The sequence below is a fragment of the Paraburkholderia oxyphila NBRC 105797 genome (assembly GCF_000685075.1).
GTDB classification, from domain to species: domain Bacteria; phylum Pseudomonadota; class Gammaproteobacteria; order Burkholderiales; family Burkholderiaceae; genus Paraburkholderia; species Paraburkholderia oxyphila.
The window spans coordinates 1-19832 of record NZ_BAYD01000027.1; the positions used below are offsets into that span (position 1 = coordinate 1).

Annotated in this window: 16 protein-coding genes; 5 read left to right on the forward strand and 11 right to left on the reverse strand. The window is 65.0% G+C overall.

Annotation, left to right across the window (positions count from 1 at the left end):
* Positions 1 to 84 precede the first annotated feature (84 nt).
* Positions 85 to 798 (reverse strand): histidine utilization repressor, encoded by a 714-nt coding sequence (gene hutC, locus BO1_RS18030; RefSeq protein ID WP_028218755.1) that lies wholly within the window; start codon positions 796 to 798, stop codon positions 85 to 87.
* A 378-nt stretch (positions 799 to 1176) separates the two neighbouring features.
* Here hutC and BO1_RS18035 point away from each other — a divergent pair, with 378 nt between their 5' ends.
* Entirely contained in the window at positions 1177 to 1797 is a 621-nt protein-coding gene (locus tag BO1_RS18035) for an alpha/beta fold hydrolase (RefSeq protein ID WP_028218756.1), read from the forward strand.
* 50 nt (positions 1798 to 1847) lie between these two features.
* Here BO1_RS18035 and BO1_RS59250 read toward each other — a convergent pair whose 3' ends face one another.
* Positions 1848 to 2228 carry a hypothetical protein gene (locus BO1_RS59250; protein WP_028218757.1) on the reverse strand — a complete coding sequence of 127 codons (381 nt, stop codon included), beginning with the start codon at positions 2226 to 2228 and terminating at the stop codon, positions 1848 to 1850.
* 128 nt (positions 2229 to 2356) lie between these two features.
* Positions 2357 to 3013 (reverse strand): peroxiredoxin, encoded by a 657-nt coding sequence (locus tag BO1_RS18045; protein ID WP_028218758.1) that lies wholly within the window; start codon positions 3011 to 3013, stop codon positions 2357 to 2359.
* Positions 3014 to 3339: 326 nt separating this feature from the next.
* On the opposite strand from BO1_RS18045, the gene BO1_RS18050 reads away from it, so the two are divergent.
* The 3 genes from BO1_RS18050 to BO1_RS18060 all read left to right on the forward strand — a co-directional run bounded on the left by BO1_RS18050 (position 3340) and on the right by BO1_RS18060 (position 6130).
* Positions 3340 to 4746, forward strand: coding sequence for a TIGR00366 family protein (locus BO1_RS18050; RefSeq protein WP_028218759.1), 1407 nt, complete (start codon positions 3340 to 3342; stop codon positions 4744 to 4746).
* Between the two features lie 109 nt (positions 4747 to 4855).
* The gene (locus BO1_RS18055) at positions 4856 to 5389 is read left to right on the forward strand and encodes an ankyrin repeat domain-containing protein (RefSeq protein ID WP_028218760.1); all 534 of its coding nucleotides are present in this window, start codon (positions 4856 to 4858) and stop codon (positions 5387 to 5389) included.
* 375 nt (positions 5390 to 5764) lie between these two features.
* On the forward strand, positions 5765 to 6130 hold the full coding sequence (locus BO1_RS18060) for a hypothetical protein (RefSeq protein WP_028218761.1): 366 nt from the start codon (positions 5765 to 5767) through the stop codon (positions 6128 to 6130).
* Between the two features lie 9 nt (positions 6131 to 6139).
* Here the strand turns inward: BO1_RS18060 and BO1_RS18065 are convergent, their stop codons facing one another.
* The 6 genes from BO1_RS18065 to BO1_RS18090 form a co-directional block, all read right to left on the reverse strand.
* Entirely contained in the window at positions 6140 to 7585 is a 1446-nt protein-coding gene (locus BO1_RS18065) for an efflux transporter outer membrane subunit (RefSeq protein WP_245643826.1), read from the reverse strand.
* Between the two features lie 4 nt (positions 7586 to 7589).
* Positions 7590 to 10751, reverse strand: coding sequence for an efflux RND transporter permease subunit (locus tag BO1_RS18070; RefSeq protein WP_028218763.1), 3162 nt, complete (start codon positions 10749 to 10751; stop codon positions 7590 to 7592).
* A 3-nt stretch (positions 10752 to 10754) separates the two neighbouring features.
* A complete protein-coding gene (locus BO1_RS61870) occupies positions 10755 to 12293 on the reverse strand; it encodes an efflux RND transporter periplasmic adaptor subunit (RefSeq protein ID WP_322788531.1) in 1539 nt (512 codons plus the stop codon).
* Positions 12294 to 12689: 396 nt separating this feature from the next.
* The gene (locus tag BO1_RS51570) at positions 12690 to 13031 is read right to left on the reverse strand and encodes a hypothetical protein (protein WP_156992309.1); all 342 of its coding nucleotides are present in this window, start codon (positions 13029 to 13031) and stop codon (positions 12690 to 12692) included.
* Positions 13032 to 13224: 193 nt separating this feature from the next.
* The gene (locus BO1_RS18085; RefSeq protein ID WP_028218765.1) at positions 13225 to 14553 is read right to left on the reverse strand and encodes an MFS transporter; all 1329 of its coding nucleotides are present in this window, start codon (positions 14551 to 14553) and stop codon (positions 13225 to 13227) included.
* Positions 14554 to 14576: 23 nt separating this feature from the next.
* Positions 14577 to 15752, reverse strand: coding sequence for a M20 aminoacylase family protein (locus tag BO1_RS18090; protein WP_028218766.1), 1176 nt, complete (start codon positions 15750 to 15752; stop codon positions 14577 to 14579).
* Positions 15753 to 15875: 123 nt separating this feature from the next.
* Here BO1_RS18090 and BO1_RS18095 point away from each other — a divergent pair, with 123 nt between their 5' ends.
* On the forward strand, positions 15876 to 16826 hold the full coding sequence (locus tag BO1_RS18095; RefSeq protein WP_028218767.1) for a LysR substrate-binding domain-containing protein: 951 nt from the start codon (positions 15876 to 15878) through the stop codon (positions 16824 to 16826).
* Between the two features lie 32 nt (positions 16827 to 16858).
* On the opposite strand, the gene bamA is transcribed toward BO1_RS18095, so the two are convergent.
* Together bamA and BO1_RS18105 are read right to left on the reverse strand one after the other, a co-directional pair.
* Entirely contained in the window at positions 16859 to 19108 is a 2250-nt protein-coding gene (gene bamA, locus BO1_RS18100) for an outer membrane protein assembly factor BamA (protein WP_245643830.1), read from the reverse strand.
* A 188-nt stretch (positions 19109 to 19296) separates the two neighbouring features.
* Positions 19297 to 19695, reverse strand: coding sequence for a hypothetical protein (locus BO1_RS18105; RefSeq protein ID WP_028218769.1), 399 nt, complete (start codon positions 19693 to 19695; stop codon positions 19297 to 19299).
* Positions 19696 to 19832: the final 137 nt, after the last annotated feature.

Genomic DNA, 19832 nt, shown 5'->3' on the forward strand with positions numbered 1-19832 from the left:
CGCCCCGCACAGGGGCAACGCTTGCGGCCCGCCGCGAAAACAAGTTACCGCGCCATCCGCCAGGATAACCACAAAAAAACCGCTTCAAACGGTCCCAGCCAGATGAAACCGCGAAGCCGGATGCCAAAGCCGCACCGAAGTGGCGACATCCTTACCAACCCAGGTGCGCCGCAGCAACAGCAAACAAGGCTCACCAATTTCCATAGCGAGATGCTGGCGCACGTGCGCGTCGGGCTTTTGCGCGTAAATACGGAACTCCGCACGCTGAATAGGCGCAAGACGCACCATATAGTGATTCGGCGTTTCGACCGTGAAATCCTGCGCGAGATATTCGGGAAACACCTCGGGATTCACATAGCGATCCTCGTACTGGATCGGCTCGCCCTCCTCGTTATGCACGATGCGCGAATGAAACACCGGCCCCGTGTCGAGCTCGAGCGCGGCCACGGCGTTCGGATCGTCGCTGGCTTCCAGCGCGAGCACGCGCGCCGTATGGCGATGCCCGCGCGCGGCAATTTCGTCGGCGATATTGCGGATCTGCAGGACCGTCGATTCGTACTGGCGCGGCGCGACATAGGTGCCCGAGCCGCGCACGCGGTTCAGCACGCCTTCGGCCATGAGCTCGCGCAGCGCGCGCGAAACAGTCATGCGCGCGACGCCGAACTCCTTGACCATCTCCGTTTCGGAAGGCACGACGTCGCCCGGCTTGAGTGCGCCGCTTTCGATCTGTGCGAGGACGTGGCGCTTGATCTGTTCGTATGCGGGCAGTGGCGTGCCGCGAGCCGGCTTGTTTTGCATGGTCGTCATCTGGAAATGGGCGGGCACCCTGCCCGGCTTTCGGCCTCGTACGAGCGTGACGCTCTGCTACCTCGGGTACGGCCGGTCAGGTACGGCCGGTCAGGTACGGCCGGTCAGGTATGGCCGGTCAGGTATGGCCGGTCAGGCGCGGCCTCTCACGCCCGGCCAGGTTAGGCTAGACAACCTGGGGCCGGCCACATTGTACCGTCCACAACGCGTTGTGCCGACAGTCTTGCCCGAAGCGCCACACACGGCCCGGCGCGAGCCGGGTCCCATGCTAAGATCGACGGCTCCCAATCAACCAATCAGCGCGCGCAGTGGCGCATGAACCGGCGCATCGCAGGGGTCGCGAGACACGCACGCTGCAGGCCATTCAACTTGAACGCTCCCACCCAACTCCTGTTCCTGCCCGGCGCCTCGGGTAATCCCGCATTCTGGCAGCCGCTCGCGGACCAGCTCGAGCATCCGGCCGAGCGTCGCTTTCTCGCTTACCCGGGTTTCGGCGACGAACCCAAGGACCCCGAAGTCGAGAATTTCGAAGATCTCGTGCGCAAGGTCGTGCAGCAGATCGACAAGCCGACCGCGCTGATCGCCCAGTCGATGGGCGGCGTGCTCGCGTTGCGCGCCGCGCTGGCCAAGCCTGCCCTCGTCACGCATCTCGTGCTGGCCGCCACCTCCGGCGGCCTCGACACGCAGGCGCTCGGCGCGCGCGACTGGCGTGAGGAATTCGTCGCACAAAATCCGCACTTGCCGGACTGGTTCGTGACGCTGCGCGAGGACCTCACGGGCGAGCTCGCGTATGTCCAGCAACCCGTCATGCTGCTGTGGGGCGACGCCGACCCGATCAGCCCGCTCAGCGTTGGCGAAAAGCTGCTCGAATTGCTGCCGAACTCGGAGCTCGACGTGGTGAGCAACGGCGGCCACGATCTCGCATGCGCGCATGCACGCGTGCTGGCACCGCTCGTCGACGAGTTCCTGCAGGCGGACGCCGTCGCGTAGTCTGCGCATGGCGGCAACGACCCGGCACGCGCTCAGCGCGCTTAATGTGCTCAGCGCGTGCTCAGTGCGCGTAGTGAAAGCCCGTTTGCTGAAGCTCGAGCACGGTCGCCACGATGCCGGGCGTCACGATGGCCTCCAGAATGACACGTCAGATCGGCGGCCAGCGCATCGATCGCGAGCTTGTCGGGGTTGCTGCCCGCTGCGTGCAGTGTCTCCGCCAGCTCCCAGATGGCGTTATGACAAGTCATGAACACCACGCCTCGCGCGAGCAGCGCGGGAACGCTGTTGTCCTGCGTCGACCAGGCGCCCGCGACGGTCCGATGATCGCCAAAATTAACCAGTAGTGCGAACTTAATGTGGAGACTGCTCCGCATTAAGCATGCAAGTTCATCCTGGAACGCAACGAACTTTCGGGGGGAGATTTCGATCAAGGAAGACGTGGCCGGCGCGCTCTACGTTTCATGAACCGTCCTGTCGTTCGCGGCGCACGCCTGTGCGCCGCGTTTTTTGGTGCGACCAGCCCGCGATGGCCCAGTCGCACCTCATGACTCCCGCCGCGCTACTTCGGCTGCGCCACAGTCCGCAGATACGGCTTGAGCGTCTTGAAGCCCTGCGGATACTTTTGCTTCGCCGCGTCGTCCGATACCGAAGTCGGGATGATCACGTCGTCGCCGGGCTCCCAGTTCACGGGCGTGGCCACCGTATGCTTCGCAGTCAACTGCAGCGAGTCGAGCAGGCGCAGCACTTCGTCGAAGTTGCGGCCCGAGCTCATCGGATAGACGAGCATGGCCTTCACTTTCTTGTCCGGCCCGACGATGAACACCGAGCGCACCGTGGCGTTGTCGACCGCCGTGCGCGGGCCGCCGCCGCTCGCGTTCGGGTGAATCATGTCGTAGAGCTTGGCGACGGTCAGGTCCGCGTCCCCGATCAGCGGATAGTTGACCGCGCTGCCCTGCGTTTCCTCGATGTCCTTGACCCACTTTTGATGGTCGCTCACCGGATCCACGCTCAGGCCGATGATGCGCGTATTGCGCTTGTCGAACTCGGGCTTGAGCCGGGCCATGTAGCCGAGTTCCGTCGTGCAGACGGGCGTGAAATCCTTCGGATGAGAGAACAGAATGGCCCAATGATCGCCGATCCATTCGTGAAACCGGATCGTGCCCTCGGTGGTTTCAGCCGTGAAATCGGGTGCATCCTCTCCTAGACGAATCGTCATCTCCAGCCTCCATGTATGTGGTTGCACTGCAGAGTCCTGCCGTTGCGTCGTACGCGGCGCACTAAATTGCTGCACGCTGTTGCATTTTAGGAAGTCCAGCGACCAGGTTTACGATTTGTTTTTCATGCCGAATGCTTTCATTTTGCATTCAACATACGGTCATTTGGTGTGAAAAATACTGCATAAGCACGATATTGCAGCTTGACATTCACGTTGCATAAAGCGACCATTGGTCGGTTCGATTAACGAAACTGTGTTCTTATTGCGAACACAAGATAACAAGAACGAGCCAGCCAGCAGACACACGTTGCGAGAGCAATAACAGCATGAAAAGAGACAGCCATCAGGACAGCCGCGCCAACACACCGGCGCGCGCTTCCAGCGGACGCGGCGTCGTTGCCGCCCTCGTCTATGTTTTTGAGCGGGTCATGCCGGACCCGTTCGTCCTCTCGATCTGCCTCACCGCCTTCGTCGCGGTGCTCGCGCTCGCGATCGCGCCGCAGGGCCATATTCCGACGCTGCTGAGCGCCTGGTACGAGGGCACCTTCGGCATCCTCGGCTTCGCGTTGCAGATGATCCTGATTCTCGCGACTGGCTACGCCATCGCCGAAGCGCCCATCGTGCAACGCGGCCTGCGCGCGCTCGCCGCCGGAGCCCAGACGCCAGCGCGCGCCGCGCTGCTGGTGTTCCCGGTCGTGGCCATCGCGGCGTGGCTGAACTGGGGGCTGGGCCTGATCGTCGGCGCCCTGCTCTCGCGCGAGATCGCACGGCGCGTGAAGGTCGATTTCGCCTGGCTCGTGGCCGGCAGCTACTCGGCGTGGTCGATCTGCAATAGCGGCCTCTCCAGCTCGATCGCACTTTCCCAGGCTTCGCACGGCAACGCGCTCAATCTGGTCGAGAAAGCCACCGGCCAGGTCGTGCCGCTCTCGCAAACCGTGTTCGCGCCGTTCGTGTTCGTGCCCACCGTGCTCGTGGTGGTCGCGATGACGTTCATCTTCATCCGCATGCACCCGAAGGCCGAGGATGTCGTGCCCTTCAACGAGGCCGCCGAAAGCGAAGACGCCGCCCCCAGCGACGACCCTCACGCGCGCGTGAGCGGCGACACCCCCACGTTCGCCACCCGGCTCGAGCAGTCGATGCTCGGCACGCTGCTGCTGCTCGTGCTGGGCGTGGGCTATCTGGCGATGGAGTGGCGCGCCAAGGGCTTCGATCTCGACATCAACACCACGATCCTGATCTTCCTGCTGATCGGGCTCGCGCTGCAGCGCACGCCCATCGCCTATGCGAACGCCATCCGCCGCGCCGCGCGCCAGACGGGATCGATGCTGCTGCAATACCCCGTGTACGGCGGCATCATGGGCATCATGAAGGGCACCGGCCTCGCCTCGATGATCGCCAAGGCCTTCGTCACGATCGCCACGGCGGCCTCGCTGCCGATCTGGAGCTACCTGAGCTCGCTCATCATCACGCTGCTGGTGCCGAGCGCGGGCGGGCACTGGGCCGTGCAAGGGCCATTCGTGCTGCCCGCCGCGCTGAGTCTGCACGCCTCGGTGCCGCGCACGGCGATGGGTGTCGCGATGGCGGAGAACGTCTCGAACATGCTGCAGCCGTTCTGGGCGGTGCCGATCGTCGCGATCGCGGGCATCCGCATCCAGCGCGTGATGGGCTATACCGCGGTGACGTTCGCAGTCTCGCTGGTCATCTACGCCGCCGCGCTCTGGCTCGTGCCCTGATTGCACCCGGCGGCGCGGCGGCCATCGCCGAGCGCCGCCTGCGCGAATCGGCGACAATGGCAGACGAGCTTGCCGGGCGCACCGCCCGGCCCCTGCGAAGGAGTCTGCCGTGACCGCAAACGTTCCGCCAGCCGCGGATACCGACCCGCGCCTCATCGAGTTCGCGCGCGAAGTCTTTGATACGGCCCGCCGTGGCGAGGCCGCGACGCTCGCGTCGCTGATCGACCAGGGCCTGCCGCCCAATCTGCGCAACGAGAAAGGCGACAGCCTCGTGATGCTGGCGAGCTATCACGGCCACGCCAATGCGGTCCGCGCCCTGATCCAGCGCGGCGCCGACCCCGACCTGCGCAACGACAACGGCCAGACGCCGCTCGCCGGCGCCGCGTTCAAGGGCTATGCCGAGGTGGTGAGCGCCTTGCTCGATAACGGCGCCGATGTGGAAGGCGCATCGCCCGACGGACGCACCGCGCTCATGGTCGCGGCCATGTTCAACCACGTGGAGATCGTCGAGCAATTGCTGGCGCGCGGCGCCAGCCCGAATGCCCGCGACGGTGCCGGCAACACGGCGTTCGACGTCGCGAACGGCATGGGCGCCACCGACTGCGCTGCGCGTCTTGCGCGCGCGAGCGGCAAGACGATATAAGGCAAGGGCCTGTTCACGCTAATGACAGGCCCTGGAGCCTTTTCCCGCCAATAACCGGCGCTAACGCACACAGGCTCAATCCCGCGCCGCGAGACAATGACTTAGATCGCGAAGGACGCACGCATGCGCCGTGAATCACGCCGCCCGCACGCTTCATTCGCGATCCGCAGCACCTCAGCGGCCATCCGTTGCCGCCCTGGTATCAGTCCTGGTTTGCATACCACCCGCCGCCAGGCGACGCTATTCCCGTAGCCCGCGTATGCGGCACATGGTTTGCTCCGGCGTGTTTATGCCACCCGTGATATTGTCTGAATACCGGAGTCGTAGCGCGCATGTGCCCGTCAATCGAACTCTGTCACCTTCGCGAGCGTCGCCATGAGTGATGTACGCCACCATCTGAGTCCACGCGACCGTGTGGAACTGCTCTGCTGGCTCACCTGCGGGAGCCTCGGAGCGTACTACCTCAACGAAACGTGGCCCAATGCGGCCTTTCACGTGCAGGCGGCTCACAAGTGGCTCGATCGTCACGCGCGCGAAGCCGACTGGCTCGCCATCGCGCGGCTCACCGCCATCGCCCAGGAAATCGCCAAGCAGCACGCATGGTTCGTCGACGCCACCTGGGCGCGCGACGCCGTCGAGGAAATCCTCGACACAGACGACCTCAACTATCAGGCCAAGCTCGTCATGCAGGTGCTGAAGGACTGCGAGCTTGCGCTCGCAGACCGTAGTTCCCCCGACTGATTTTCAGCGTCAAGACTGCGGCGCGGGCTGGGCGGCCGTGTGGGCGTCCGCTGGCGCTTGCGGCGTCCAGCCATAGCCGAGCGCCTTGTACAGGCTCACGATCTCCGAGAGCCGCTGATCCTGCAATTGCGATTGCTGAATCTGCGCCGCGAACAGGCTGCGCTCGGCGTCGAGCACTTCCAGATAACTCGTGTAGCCGCCCTCGTAGAGATCGCGCGCGAGGGACGTGTACTGCGTCAGCGCGTCCACCTGGCGCGTGGTGGCGCCGAGCTGATCGTTCGTGCGCGCGGCGCCAACGAGCGCATTCTCCACGTCCGCGAATGCCTGCTGAATGGTCTGCTCGTAGCTCAGCAGCGCCTCCTGGTGCGCCGCCTCCGCCGAATGCACGGAGCCCGCTATCGCGCCGCCTTCGAAGATCGGCTGCGAGATCGCACCCGCGAACGACCACACACGCGCCGGTCCGGTCCAGAGTCCCGAAAGCGCCGTGCTGGCCGCGCCGAACATGCCGGTGAGCGAGATCTCCGGAAAATACTGCGCACGGGCCGCGCCAATCTGGGCATTCGCCGCAATCAGCGTCTGCTCCGCTTGCTGAATGTCGGGCCGCCGCTCCAGCAACGACGACGGCAAGCCCGCCGGAATCGTGGGCACGGAGAGCTGCGAGATCGACTTGCCGCGCGGAATCGGCCCCGGGTTCTGGCCGAGCAGCAAGGAGATCGCGTCCTCCTGCTGCCCGATCTGCTGCTGGATCGAATAGACCGACGCCTGTGCGGATTCGAATTCGGAGCGCGCCTGGCTCAACTGCAGCTGCGACACCACCCCGCCCGCGAAACGCTCTTCGAACAGCTTGACGGTGCCGTCGCGGCTCTTGAGCGTCTCCTGCGCAATCGTCAGTTGATTGTCGAGGTCGCGCAGTTGCAGATAGCTCGTCGCCACATTGGCGATCAGCGCAATCCGGGTGGCCTGCTGCGCCGATTGCGTGCCGAGATAATCGGCGCGCGCGGCTTCCGTCAAGCGCCGCAGGCGTCCGAACAGGTCGAGCTCCCACGACGCAACGCCCTGGAGCTGCACCTGGTTGCCGACCAGCGGCGGAAAGCCGGGGGCGGGCACGCCGCGGCTGCGCGAGGCGCCGAAATTCACGCCGACCTGCGGGAACAGGCCCGAGCGCGCGACGACGTAGCGGCCGTAATACTCTTCGACACGCGCCGCGGCAATGCCAAGATCCTTGTTCTGCGCGAGCGCCTTCGCGACCAGATCGTCGAGAACGGGGTCGTTGAACTGCTTCCACCAGTCGAGCGACGTATCGACCACCTCTGCGTCAGGCGCCGCGAAGCGGTATGTGGACGGCGTTTCCACCGCGGGCCGGTGATAGTCGGGGCCGACCGCGCAGGCCGCGAGCCAGACCGTGCTCGCGGCAAGCACGACAGGTTTCAATGCACGCTTCATGTTCGGGCTCATGGCTTCAACCCTCCTGTGCGGGAGGCGCCGCCGGCGGCGGCAATTCCGGTTCGGCTCTGGGCTTCTTGCGCGACGAGAGCGTTTCGAGGCCCCAGAAGAACATCGGAATGAAGAAGAGCGCGATGAGCGTGGCGCCGAGCATGCCGAAGATCACGCCCGTGCCGAGCGAGCGGCGGCTCGCCGCCGACGCTCCGCTCGCGATGGCGAGCGGCACGCAGCCCAGAATGAAGGCGAGCGAGGTCATGATGATCGGCCGCAGACGCAGCTTCGCGGCATGCAGCGCCGCCTCGTACGGCGACATGCCTTCCTTCTCGCGCATTTCCACGGCGAACTCGAAGATCAGAATGGCGTTCTTCGCCGCGAGCGCGATCAGCACGGTCAAGCCGATCTGGAAGTACACATCGTCCTCCATCCCGCGTATCAGAATGCCGATGAGCGCCCCGAACACCGCGAACGGCACCGCAAGCAGCACGCCGATCGGCAGCGACCATTTTTCGTACTGGGCCGCGAGGATCAGGAACACCATCAGCAGTGCGAAGCCAAACACCAGACCCGCGGTCGAGCCGGCCGTCTTTTCCTCGTAGGCCTGGCCGCTCCACGCGTAGCTGTAGCCGTCGCCCAGCACCTCCTTCGCGATCTCCTCCATCGCCGCGATCGCTTCACCCGAGCTGTGGCCGGGCGCGGCATCGCCGGTAATCTTGGCGGCCGGGAAGTTGTTGAAGCGGTTGACGATGTCCGCGCCGTTGACGAACTTGTAGGTCGTGACGGCCTTGATGGGCACCATGTCGCCGGAACGGTTACGCACGTAGAGCTGCTGGATGTCGTCCGGCTGGGTGCGGTATTGCGGCTCGGCCTGCACGATCACCTGGAACAGGCGGCTGCCCTTCGGAAACTGGCTCACGTACGAGGAGCCGAACATCGTCTGCAGTGCCGAGTAGACGTCCTGCACCGCGACGCCCTGCGATTCGGCGCGCTCGCGGTCCACCTCCACGAGCAACTGCCGCGAGTTCGTGTCGATGGTCGAGTTGACGCCGCGCAGCGCCGGATTCTGGCGCGCCTTCGCGATGATCTCGCGCACCTTCTGTTCGAGCTGCTGGTAGCTGCCGTCGCCGGTGCTCTGCGCCCAGAATTCGAAGCCGCCCGTGGTCCCGAGGCCCGGAATCGACGGCGGGTTCAGCGGGATCACCACGCCGTCCTTGAAGCCGGCGAACGCCTTGTTGGCGGCCGTGATGAGGTCCGCGGCCGTGCCGTCCTTGCCGCGCTCGCCAAAGTCCTTGAGCGTCACGAACAGCGTGCCGGCGTTGGCCTTGTACTGCGAGTCGATCAGGCTGTAGCCGATCGGCGCGGCCACGGCCTTCACGGCGGGCTGCTTGCTGAACCAGTCTTCGGCGCGCTTCGAAAGATCTCCGGTGCGGTCGAGGCTCGCGGCATCGGGCAAGATGACGGCGCCCAGCAGATAGCCCTGGTCCTCGACCGGCACGAACGAAGTCGGGATATTCTTGAAGAGCACACCGGTGGCGAGGCACATCACGACGATCAGCATCACCGAGAGCATCACGCGGCGGATCACCGATTGCACCGCCGTACCGTAGCCGTTGGTGAGCCGCTCGAAGCGCTCGTTGAACCACGTGAAGAAGCGGTTTTTCCTGTGCTCGCCCGGCTTGAGCAGGATGGCGGCGAGCGCGGGCGAGAGCGTGAGCGCGCAGATGCCCGAGAGCACCACCGAGACCGCGATGGTCACGGCGAACTGCTTGTAGAGCTGCCCCGTGATGCCCGAGAGGAAGGCCACCGGAATGAACACGGCCAGCAGCACGAGCACGATGGCCACCACCGGTCCGCTCACTTCGTCCATGGCGCGCTTGGCGGCCTCCTTGGGCGGCAGCTTGAACTCGGTCATGTTGCGCTCGACGTTCTCGATCACGACGATCGCGTCGTCCACGACGATACCGATCGCCAGCACCATGCCGAACAGCGTGAGCATGTTCACCGAGAAACCGAACGCCAGCATGCCGATGAACGCGCCGATGATCGACACCGGCACCGCGAGAATCGGCACCAGTGTGGCGCGGAAGCTCTGCAGGAACAGGAACACCACCAGAATCACGAGGATCACGGCATCGCGCAGCGTCTTCACCACCTCGATGATCGACTCGTGCACGAACTCGGTCGTGTCGAGCGCGATTTCATATTTGAGCCCGGGCGGGAAGCTCTTGTTCAGCTCGTCGAGGGTCGCGCGCACCTGCTTGGACACCTGCAGCGCATTGGCGCCCGGCTGCTGATAGACCGCGATCAGCGTGGCCGTCTTGCCGTTGTAGCGCCCGCGCATCGAGTAGTCCTTGGCGCCCAGCTCGGTATGGCCGATGTCCTTGATGCGCACGATCGCCGCGTCGCCGGACTTCGCGCGCAGGATGATGTTGTCGAAGTCGGCGGGCTCGGTCAGGCGCCCCTTGGTCGCCACCGGGAAGGTTTGCAGCACCGGCCCGTTGGTTGGCGACTGGCCAAGCCGGCCGGCCGAAAACTGCTGGTTCTGCCCGCTGATTGCGTTCTGCACGTCGGCCACGGTGATGCCGAGCTTGGCCATGCGGTCCGGCTTGACCCACACGCGCATCGCATAGTCGGCCGAGCCGAGGATCGCCGACTGGTTCGCGCCGGGCAGGCGCTTGATCGCGTCGAGCACGTAGACGTTCGCGTAGTTCGCCACGTACTGCTGGTCGAAGGTGTTGTCCGGCGAATAGATGGCAATCACCATCATGAACGCCGACGAACGCTTCTGCACCGAGACGCCCTGCGCGGTGACCGCGTCGGGCAGCGTGGGCAGCGCGAGGTTCACGCGGTTCTGCACGTCCACCTGGGCGAGCGACGGGTCGGTGCCGATGTTGAAGTACGCGGTAAGCGTCATGTTGCCCGTCGAGGAGCTCGACGAACTCATGTACATCATGTTGTCGGCGCCGTTCACCTGCTGCTCGATCGGCGCGGCGACGTTCTGCGCGACGATGTCGGCGCTCGCGCCGGGATAGGTCGCGCTCACCGTGATCTGCGGCGGCGCGATGTCGGGAAACTGCGCGATCGGCAGATTGAACATGGCCACGAAGCCGGCCACGACAATGATGATCGACAAGACCGACGCAAAGATCGGCCGGTCGATAAAGAAGTGAGAGAACTTCATCGCTCAACCTCCCGCTGCGGGAGAGAGCGTCACGTCCACGCGGCGGGACTTTTCGGGCGGGTCGGCGGCCACGATCTTCGCGGGCTTGCGCATGTCGATGCGCGCGTTCTGCACGCCCGCGACGATCAGCGCCGCGCGCACGGTAGCAGCACGCTCGCGGGCAAGGCGCTCGTTCTGGGCGTAGGAGCCGCTCGAATCGGTATAGCCGGAAATCACGACTTGCGTGCTGGGCGATGCGCTCAGCTGTTGGGCAACCGCGGCGAGCGCCGTGGCCGATTGCGCGTCGAGGCTCGCGCTGCCCGGTGCGAAGTAAAGCGGCGTGGGCCCGGTCGCGGTGGTCGCTGGCGCCTGGGTCGCCGCGCCTGCGCCTGCTCCTGCACCGGCCTTCGCGTTTGTGGTGTTTCCGCCGCTTGCCGGCCCACCCGCGCCGGTGCCACCGTTGCCTGCGCGCTCAGCGCTTGCCCCGCCGGCATCGGCTGCGCCGCCCTGCCCGCCGACATTCACGTCATCGGAGGGCGTGGCCACCAGATTCGCCTTGACCGGCGCGCCCGGCATCAGCTTGAGCGTGTTGTCGATCACCACGTGATCGCCCGCGTGCAACCCCGAGCTGATCACCCAGTCGTTGCCGTTCCATTCGCCCGTCTCGACCGCGCGCTGCTGCGCCTTGTCGTCCTTGTCCACGGTCCACACGTACGCGCCGCGCGGCCCTTGCTGCACCGCGACTTGCGGCACCGCCACCGAGTTCGCACGTTGCGCGCCCAACAGCTTGATGCGCACGAACTGCCCCGGCCGCAAGCTGCCCTTCGGGTTCGGCACTTCGGCGCGAATCAGATAGGTGCCGGTTTCTTCGCTCAGCGAAGCATCGGCAAACTTGATATGGCCGCGGGCCGGAAAGACGCTGCCGTCGGCCAGCACGATCACCGCCTCGAGCTCGCCGATTCCCGGCACCTTGAGCGAACCGTTTTTGGTCTGCGTGCGCAGGCTCAGCATCTCGTTCTCGGAGAGCGAGAAGTTGATCCACATGGGGTCGAGCTTCGCCACGTAGGTGAGCAGGCTGTTGCTGGCGTCGATATAGGAGCCGTCCTGCTTCTTCGCAAAGCTCGAGAGGCCCGTGACGGGCGCCGTGATGGTGGTATAGCCGAGATTCAGGCTCGCGCTCGTGACATTGGCGCGGGCCTGCTCGAGCGCGGCGGCGGCGGCCTGCTGCTGGCCGATGGAGTCGTCGAGATCCTTCTGGCTCAGCGCGTTCTTGGCAGCCAGCGGGCGCACCCGGTTGAGGTTGGCCTGCGCCACGTCGAGCCGCGCCTTCTGTTGCGCATACTCGGCATGCGCGGCGTCCAGCGCGGCCTGGAACGGCTTGCGGTCCATCTGGAACATCACGTCCCCTTGATGGACCATCGAGCCTTCTTCGTAGATGCGCTTTTCAAGAAAACCGTTGACGCGGGCGCGAATCTCAACCTGCTGCGAGCTCTCGGTCTGCCCCACGTAGTCGAATACCACCGGCACGTCGCGCAGCGCGACATTGATAACGTCGACATTCACAGGTGGCCGCGCCGACGCAACAGGCGTCTTGTCGTGGCACGCAGCAGCCCCAACCACCAAACCCAAGGACAAGCACAAACGTGCCATCCGAATTCCACTTGTCATGCATTTTCTCCGTTATCGACGATCTACGCTGGACCGACGAACTCGAGGCGAATCCGGTCACGCCGGATGTGCTGCGACGCCTGGAAGTTCGGAGCAAAATCTTACAGTGATTCCCTAAAGTGCACGATCAAGTTGGCCGGCAAACCACGCATTTTTGCCGGCCATCAACACTCGATACGCATCGCGAAATAATTAGGCAGATAGTTGCGTGCACAGCAACAAATCAGAAGGATCGTATTGCAAACAGTCGATGCACTTCGATGGGCGGCTCGCACCACCCCGTGCCCTGGCTTAGCGGCTTCGTTCGAGCCGCCTGACGGTCCCGAATTCGGCGCCCGGCAGCGTGTGGATCAGCACGGCCATGGCTTCAGGCACGCGCGCGCGTTCGAGCTCGACATGGAGGCAAGCGAGGTCGCGGCGGCGGTCGATATCGATGGTGTGGATGCCCAATGCATGACCGAGCATCGCGTGCAACACACTACGCGCGAGCTGCGCGTCGCGCGTGGCGACGCGCACGATCATTTGCACGGTGACAAGGCGCGGCGTCGTGCGACGCCTGTCCATGCCGAGACGCGGCGCAATCGGCATGGATGCCGGAGAGGAAGCGGGATGATGCGGGAGGAGCGAGGCCATGTGTGCAATGCGCGCCGCTCTCAGGCACGGCGCGCGTCTTGTTGAACATGGATCGATTCTAGGGAGCGGCATGCAAACGCCGCGTAAAGATATGCGCGGCGCACGCCAAAAACCTGTAGCGCGCCGCGCGGCCGTATTGGCCTGCTACTTTGGCCGGCTACGCTGGCCTGTGAATCGGCCAGTCAAGCCTGCCTCAGTCGAGCGCCCGGCCCGCCGGTTCGCGGATCAGCGGCAAGGCCAGCAGCGACACGGCTCCGCAGCCGATCAGATACCACGCCGGCGCGAGCGGGTTGCCAAACAGTTGAATGAGCCAGGTCGCGAAGAACTGGGCGAAGCCGCCGAAGATCGAAACGCCCACGCAATAGACGATGGACATGCCCGTCACGCGGATCGACTGCGGGAACAGCTCGGGCAGCATCACGATGTTAGGCACCGCGGTGAACGCAACGATGGCGCCCAGCCCGGCCACCACGGCGAGCACGGCCGGCACCGTGGGCACGGCGTGGATCAGCACGAATGCCGGATAGATCACCACGATCAGCAGCACGCGCGAGTAGCCGAGCACCCGCTTGCGGCCCAGGCGGTCGGACAGGATGCCGGCGAACGGCGAGCAGGCGGCCGTGACGAGGGCGGCCACGAGCGCCGCGCTCATGCCCACCGACATCGGCAGGCCGAGTATCTTGATCGCGTAGGTGGACATGTAGAACAGCACGATATAGTTCGCCGCCGTGCCGCCGATGGTCGTGACGACACCCGCGACGAGCGCCGCGCGATGACGCGAAAAGATCTCGCGCAGCGGACGCGCCGTCTCGGTGACCGGCGCGGCCATGTCCACGGCTTCGGCATGCTCGAGCGTTTCGTCGAGATGGCGGCGGATGTAGACGCCCACCGGCACGACCAGCATGCCGATCACGAACGGCACGCGCCAGCCCCAGCTCTGCAGCGCCGCGGGCGTGAGCGCCGACGAGAGCGCCACGCCGAGCAGCGCGCCGCAAACCACGTTGAGCCCCTGGCTCACGAACTGCCAGCTGCCGTAGAAACCGCGCGTGCGGTTGTCGGCGTATTCGAGCAGCATCGTCGTCGAGGCGCCCACCTCGCCGCCCACCGCGAAGCCTTGCACGAGCCGCGCGAGCACGATCAGGGCCGGCGCCGCGAGGCCGATCTGCGCGTAGGTGGGTGCGAACGCGATCATCGCGGAGCCGAGCGCCATGAGCCACAGTGTGAGCGTCATGGCCGCCTTGCGGCCCGCGCGGTCAGCGAATGCACCGATCATCACGCCACCCAGCGGCCGCACGATGAAACCCACGCCGAAGCTGCCCACCGCGAGCAGCAGTTGATTCAGCGCGCCGTGCACCGGAAAGAACAGCGTGCCGATGGTCGTCGCAAAAAAGCTGTAGACCGTGAAGTCGAAAAACTCCAGGCCGTTGCCGAGCGTGATCGCGGCGATGGCTTTCGCGCGCGATGCGCGCGTGTGGCCATGCGCGTCGGCATTCGCCTGGGGTTGCAGCGGGGTGGCGTTCATTGTGGGTCTCCTCTCGACCAGACTCAGGCGCGCAAGAAGCGCTCGGCGAGCTTCACCCAGTACGCGGCGCCCGTCGCGAGACAATCGTCGTTGAAATCGTAACCGGGGTTGTGGACCATGCAGCCGCCTTCGCCGTCGCCATTGCCGATGATCAAATAACTGCCTGCGCACTGCTCGAGCAGGAACGAGAAGTCCTCGCTGCCGGTGAGCGGCGGGAGGTCCTCGATGAGGCCGTCTTCACCGAGCCAGTCGCGCGCGACGTCTTGCGCAAGCGCGGTCATCTCCGCGTCGTTCACGAGCACCGGATAGCGGCGCTGGTAGTCGATGCGCGCGGTGGCGCCGTAAGCGCTCGCCTGCGCGTGCACGAGCGTCTTGATGCGCTCTTCGAGCAGGTCGCGCACCTCGGGGCGCAGCGCGCGCACCGAGAGCCGCATCTGCGCGGTCTGCGGAATCACGTTGGGCGCCTCGCCCGCGTGAATCGCGCCCACCGTGACGATCGCCATGTCGAGCGGCGGCACGTTGCGCGACACGATGGTCTGCAGCGCGAGCACCACGTTCGCGCACACCACCACGGGGTCGATGGCCTTGTGCGGCACTGCACCATGACCGCCGCGCCCGTCGATGTCGATGATCACCGTGTCCGACGACGCCATGAACGGCCCCGGGCGGAAGCCGAGCTTGCCGGTGGGGAAGCCCGGCATGTTGTGCATGGCAAAAACGGCGTCGCAGGGGAAGCGCTCGAAAAGACCTTCGTCGAGCATGCGCTTGGCGCCGCCGAGGCCTTCTTCGGCGGGCTGGAAAATGAGATGGAGCGTGCCGTCGAACGAACGCGACTGCGCGAGGTGCTTGGCCGCCGCGAGCAACATGGCCGTGTGGCCGTCGTGGCCACACGCGTGCATCTTGCCGGGAACACGGCTCGCGTAATCGAGCCCCGTATTTTCCTGGATGGGCAGCGCATCCATGTCGGCGCGCAGGCCGAGGCGCTGCGTGCCCGTCCCCACCTTCAGCGTGCCCACGACGCCCGTCCCGCCCAGCCCGCGATGCACATCGTAGCCCCATTCGGTGAGCCGCTCCGCGACGAGATCGCTCGTCACGAACTCCTCGAAACCGAGCTCCGGGTGCGCGTGGATCGCGTGGCGCAACGCGATCATTTCCTCTTCGATATCCGCGATTGCGGTGGGGATCGCCATGGTGTTCATCCGTCGTCTCCTGCGTTCAAGCCATTGATTGCATGACGGTTCAGGATAATGACGCCGTTTTGTTCCCGACAGTCCTAAAATGGTTAGCCCGCCAACCGCAGGTTCTCATCCGGGTTTCCCCTTATGAAGTTCCACCAGTTCCGGGCGCTCGTCGCCATGGCCGACACCGGCAGCATCCGCGCGGCGGCGCGCGCGCTGGGCATTTCTCCGGCGGCCGCCACCAAGGCCGTGCGCGAGCTCGAAGCGGAGCAGCAGATCGCGCTCGTGACGCGCAACGCGAACGGCATTGCGTTCACCGACGCCGGCCAGGCGCTGCTGGTGCACGCGCGGGCGATCGTGCACCAGATGTCGCGCGCCCAGGACGAGCTCGACGCGCGGCGCGGCCACGGTGGCGGCAAGCTCTCGATCGGCGTGACGCCCTGGCTCGCGCTCTCGTTCCTGCCCGACGCCGTGACGCGCTTTCGCGAGCGCATGCCCGGGATGCAACTGGAATTTTATGAAGGACTGCTCAATATCGTGATGCCGCGCCTGCGCGACGGCACGCTCGACTTTTCGCTCGGTAAGCCCGGCCTCGCCTCGCTGCATGCCGAATTCGCGCAGACCCCGATCTTCGCCACCGAATCGGCCGTGGTCGTGCGCAAGGGCCATCCGCTCGAGCACGCTCAAACGCTCAAGGATCTGCAGGACTGCGAATGGTTGCTCAACTGGGATCCGGCCAGCAAGGAGATGGTCACCGACGACATCTTCCGCCGCCATGGCCTGCCGCTGCCGCGCACGGTGCATCTCGCGCACTCGTTCGTGGTGGCCATGGGGCTCATCATGAACACCGACATGGCGAGCATCTTTCCCTGGCCGCTCGTGGAGACACGCTTCGCGCGCGATAACCTGCGCGCGCTTGCGCTTCAGGAGGAAGTGGACCGCACCGTGGTGAGCGTGGTCGCGCGGCGCGGCGTGCCGCTCTCCGCCGCCGCCGAATGCTTTCTCGCCTGCCTCAAGGAGGCGATCCGCGCGGGCGAAGCCTCCCAGGACCCCGAGCGGCGCCGGCTCTACCACTCGCTCGAGCTGCTGATCTGAAGCGCCCGAGCGGTCGGGCTCGCAGGCCTCTCTTAGAACGACGTGCCGATCTGGAACTGGAACTTCTGGTACTGGTCGCCCGCGTGCTTGACGATCGGGAAGCCGAGGTCGAGCTTGAGCGGGCCGATCGGCGAGATCCATTCGAGGCCTGCGCCGTAGCTGTAGCGCAGCCCGTTCGCGCCGGTGCTGTTGCCTTCGGTGCCCCAGACGTTGCCGCCGTCCACGAACGTGAACACGCGCAGCGTGCGGTCGTAGCCCGTGCCCGGCAGCGGGAACGTCAGCTCGATATTGCCGACGAGCAATTTCGAGCCGCCAATCGGGTCGTTCGTGCTTGCGTCGCGCGGACCCAGCGAGCCCGACTCATAGCCCCGCACCGAGCCGATGCCGCCCGCGTAGTAATTCTTGAAGATCGGATAAGGCTTGCCGCCGAGCCCGTTGCCGTAGCCGCCCTGAAAGTTCAAGCCCAGCACGAAGCCGCGCGCAAATGAGTAGTAATACTGCATTTGTGCATCGGCCTTGTAGTACTCCGTGCCGATTGGCGTGCCGTACTCGGCGTTGGTCTGTACGTAGTAGCCGCGGCTCGGTACGAGCGCGCTGTCGCGGTTATCGCGCGACCAGCCCACCGTCAACGGCACCGTATTCGAGACGCGCCCGAAGTCAGCCACATAGTCCTTGTACGTTTGTGGCGTGTTCGCATCGATATCCAGACGATCCTGCTCGATGCCGAGACCGAAGTACACCATGTCGGTCTCGGAGAACGGAATGCCGAACTTCGTGTCCGCGCCGTACGAGATGATGCGAAAGCTCGTGTCGTTCGTGCTCGAATAGTAGAGCGGCTCGGTCGTGCGATAGTAGACGTCGGTGATGCGCTTGATCCCGTCGATCGTGAAATACGGATCGATCTGCGTGACCGAGAGCGTGCGATAAGTGGTGGCCGTATTGACGTTCAGCGAGAGGCTGGTGCCGGAGCCGAACACGTTGTCCTGCGAGATGCCCGCCGAGATGATGGGGCCCTCGCCCGAGCCGTAGCCCACGCCCAGCGAGATCGTGCCGGTGGGCTTCTCGGTGACCTTCACGTCAATATCCACTTCGTCCTGCGTGCCTTCCACCGGCACCGTCGTGACGTCGACGTCGGTGAAATAGCCGAGCCGGTTAATGCGGTCCTTCGAGAGCGCGAGGCGGTTCGAATCGAACCACGAGCTTTCGAGCTGGCGCATTTCGCGGCGCACGACTTCGTCGCGCGTGCGCGTGTTGCCGATCACGTTGATGCGGCGCACGTACACGCGGCGTCCCGGGTCGACCTGCAAGGTGAGGTTCACCGTGTGGTGCAACTGATCGATCTGCGGTTCGGCGTTGACGGTCGCGAAGGCATAACCGTACTCGCCGAGCTTGTCGACGATCGCCTTCGTCGTGTCCTTGAGCTTCTGCGCGGAAAAACGCTGCCCGGGCTTCACGCCAATCAGCTTTTTGAGCTCGGCTTCGCGGTCGAGCAGATTGCCCGCAAGACTCACGCCGGAAATCGTATAGGGCTCGCCCTCATGTATCGTCACGGTCAGATACATGTCCTTCTTGTCGGGAGAGAGCGACACCTGGGTGGAGTCGATGTTGAACTCCAGGTAGCCACGGTCGAGATAGTAGGTCCGCACGTTCTCGAGGTCGCCGGTGAGCTTCTCCTTGGAATACAGATCGTTTTTCGTGTACCACGAGAACCAGTTCGGCGTGGAGAGCTGCATTTCGTCGCGCAGCGTGCCCTCGCTGAACACCTTGTTGCCGATGAAGTTGATCTGGCGGATCTTCGCGCTCGGTCCTTCGACCACCGAAAACAGCAGGCCCACGCGGTTGCGGTCGATCGGCGTGACGGTGGTGGTGACTTCGGCGGCATAGTAGCCGCGCGTGAGGTACTGGCGCTTGAGCTCCTGCTCGGCCTTGTCGACGAGCGCCTTGTCGTAGCTGAGGCCCGGCGAGAGCCCGACCGACTTGAGCGCCTTGGTGAGGTTGTCCTTGTCGAACTCGTGAATGCCCGCAAAATCGATGGTGCCGATGGCCGGCCGCTCCTGCACCTGCACGACGACCGTATTGCCTTCGGTGGCAATGCGCACGTCGCTGAAAAAGCCCGTGGCGTAGAGCGCGCGAATCGCTTCGGAGGCCTTGTCGTCGGTGAAGGTGTCGCCCTGCTTGATCGGCAGATACGCGAACACGGTGCCGGGCTCGATGCGCGTCAGCCCGTCGATGCGGATGTCCTGGACCACGAAGGGCTCGGTGGCGTGCGCGGTGGCGGCCATGCCAAGACTGAAGCTGGCGAAAGTCAGCGCGCGGGCGTAGCGCGTAGTGGTTGATACCGTCATGCAGGAGTTCGGGAAAAGGGCCAACGGGAAACGACGCGCAGCCGTGCGCGACGCCACAAGCGACACGCGGCAAACGGCGTTCGCACTCTTTGAAGGATGGCGCGGCAAACCGCGCACGGGCTGCGCTATTGCATGCGCGCCCTGCCCGGCCACCGCGGCTTCGCGAGCCCCGTGGCGAGCGAAAGCACCTCAGTCATCTGCGCCGCCTGCGACGGGTGCAGACGAAACGAAAGTTCTGCGCCGCCTGGCAGGCGAAAGCTCATCACGAGATGCTGCACCGCGCCCGACTCGCGCCCGACTTCCCACGCCTCGCAGGGCATCGCGAACTTCACGCTCGCGGCCTTGTGGCGGATGCGCTCGGAGCGGCCAATCGCGTTGGAGAGCGCGGCCAGCAACTCGTGCATGACCGAGCAGTGCAACGCGACGCTGTCCGGCTGATTGCCGTTGACCATCAGATACTGGCCGTCCGCGCTCAACTCGAAACCGCGCAGCGAATCGATGGCAAGTGACGTAGACGTGGACATGGACGGCGCTCCGTGACGAAAAGCATCGGCGGAGTCTAGACGGCACGGCGTGGCCCACCGTTACGTGGCTGTTACGTGCATTACTTTCATCAATATTTCCGCGCCTGACATGCGCCGGGACTGTCGCGGCCGAGACG

Bases quoted from the DNA above. Each gene is read 5' to 3' on its own strand.
- hutC (WP_028218755.1), bottom strand. From the start codon at position 798: ATGCAAAACAAGCCGGCTCGCGGCACGCCACTGCCCGCATACGAACAG.
- BO1_RS18045 (WP_028218758.1), bottom strand. From the start codon at position 3,013: ATGACGATTCGTCTAGGAGAGGATGCACCCGATTTCACGGCTGAAACC.
- BO1_RS18050 (WP_028218759.1), top strand. From the start codon at position 3,340: ATGAAAAGAGACAGCCATCAGGACAGCCGCGCCAACACACCGGCGCGC.
- BO1_RS18060 (WP_028218761.1), top strand. From the start codon at position 5,765: ATGAGTGATGTACGCCACCATCTGAGTCCACGCGACCGTGTGGAACTG.
- BO1_RS18065 (WP_245643826.1), bottom strand. From the start codon at position 7,585: ATGAGCCCGAACATGAAGCGTGCATTGAAACCTGTCGTGCTTGCCGCG.
- BO1_RS18070 (WP_028218763.1), bottom strand. From the start codon at position 10,751: ATGAAGTTCTCTCACTTCTTTATCGACCGGCCGATCTTTGCGTCGGTC.
- BO1_RS51570 (WP_156992309.1), bottom strand. From the start codon at position 13,031: ATGGCCTCGCTCCTCCCGCATCATCCCGCTTCCTCTCCGGCATCCATG.
- BO1_RS18085 (WP_028218765.1), bottom strand. From the start codon at position 14,553: ATGAACGCCACCCCGCTGCAACCCCAGGCGAATGCCGACGCGCATGGC.
- BO1_RS18090 (WP_028218766.1), bottom strand. From the start codon at position 15,752: ATGAACACCATGGCGATCCCCACCGCAATCGCGGATATCGAAGAGGAA.
- BO1_RS18095 (WP_028218767.1), top strand. From the start codon at position 15,876: ATGAAGTTCCACCAGTTCCGGGCGCTCGTCGCCATGGCCGACACCGGC.
- bamA (WP_245643830.1), bottom strand. From the start codon at position 19,108: ATGGCCGCCACCGCGCACGCCACCGAGCCCTTCGTGGTCCAGGACATC.
- BO1_RS18105 (WP_028218769.1), bottom strand. From the start codon at position 19,695: ATGTCCACGTCTACGTCACTTGCCATCGATTCGCTGCGCGGTTTCGAG.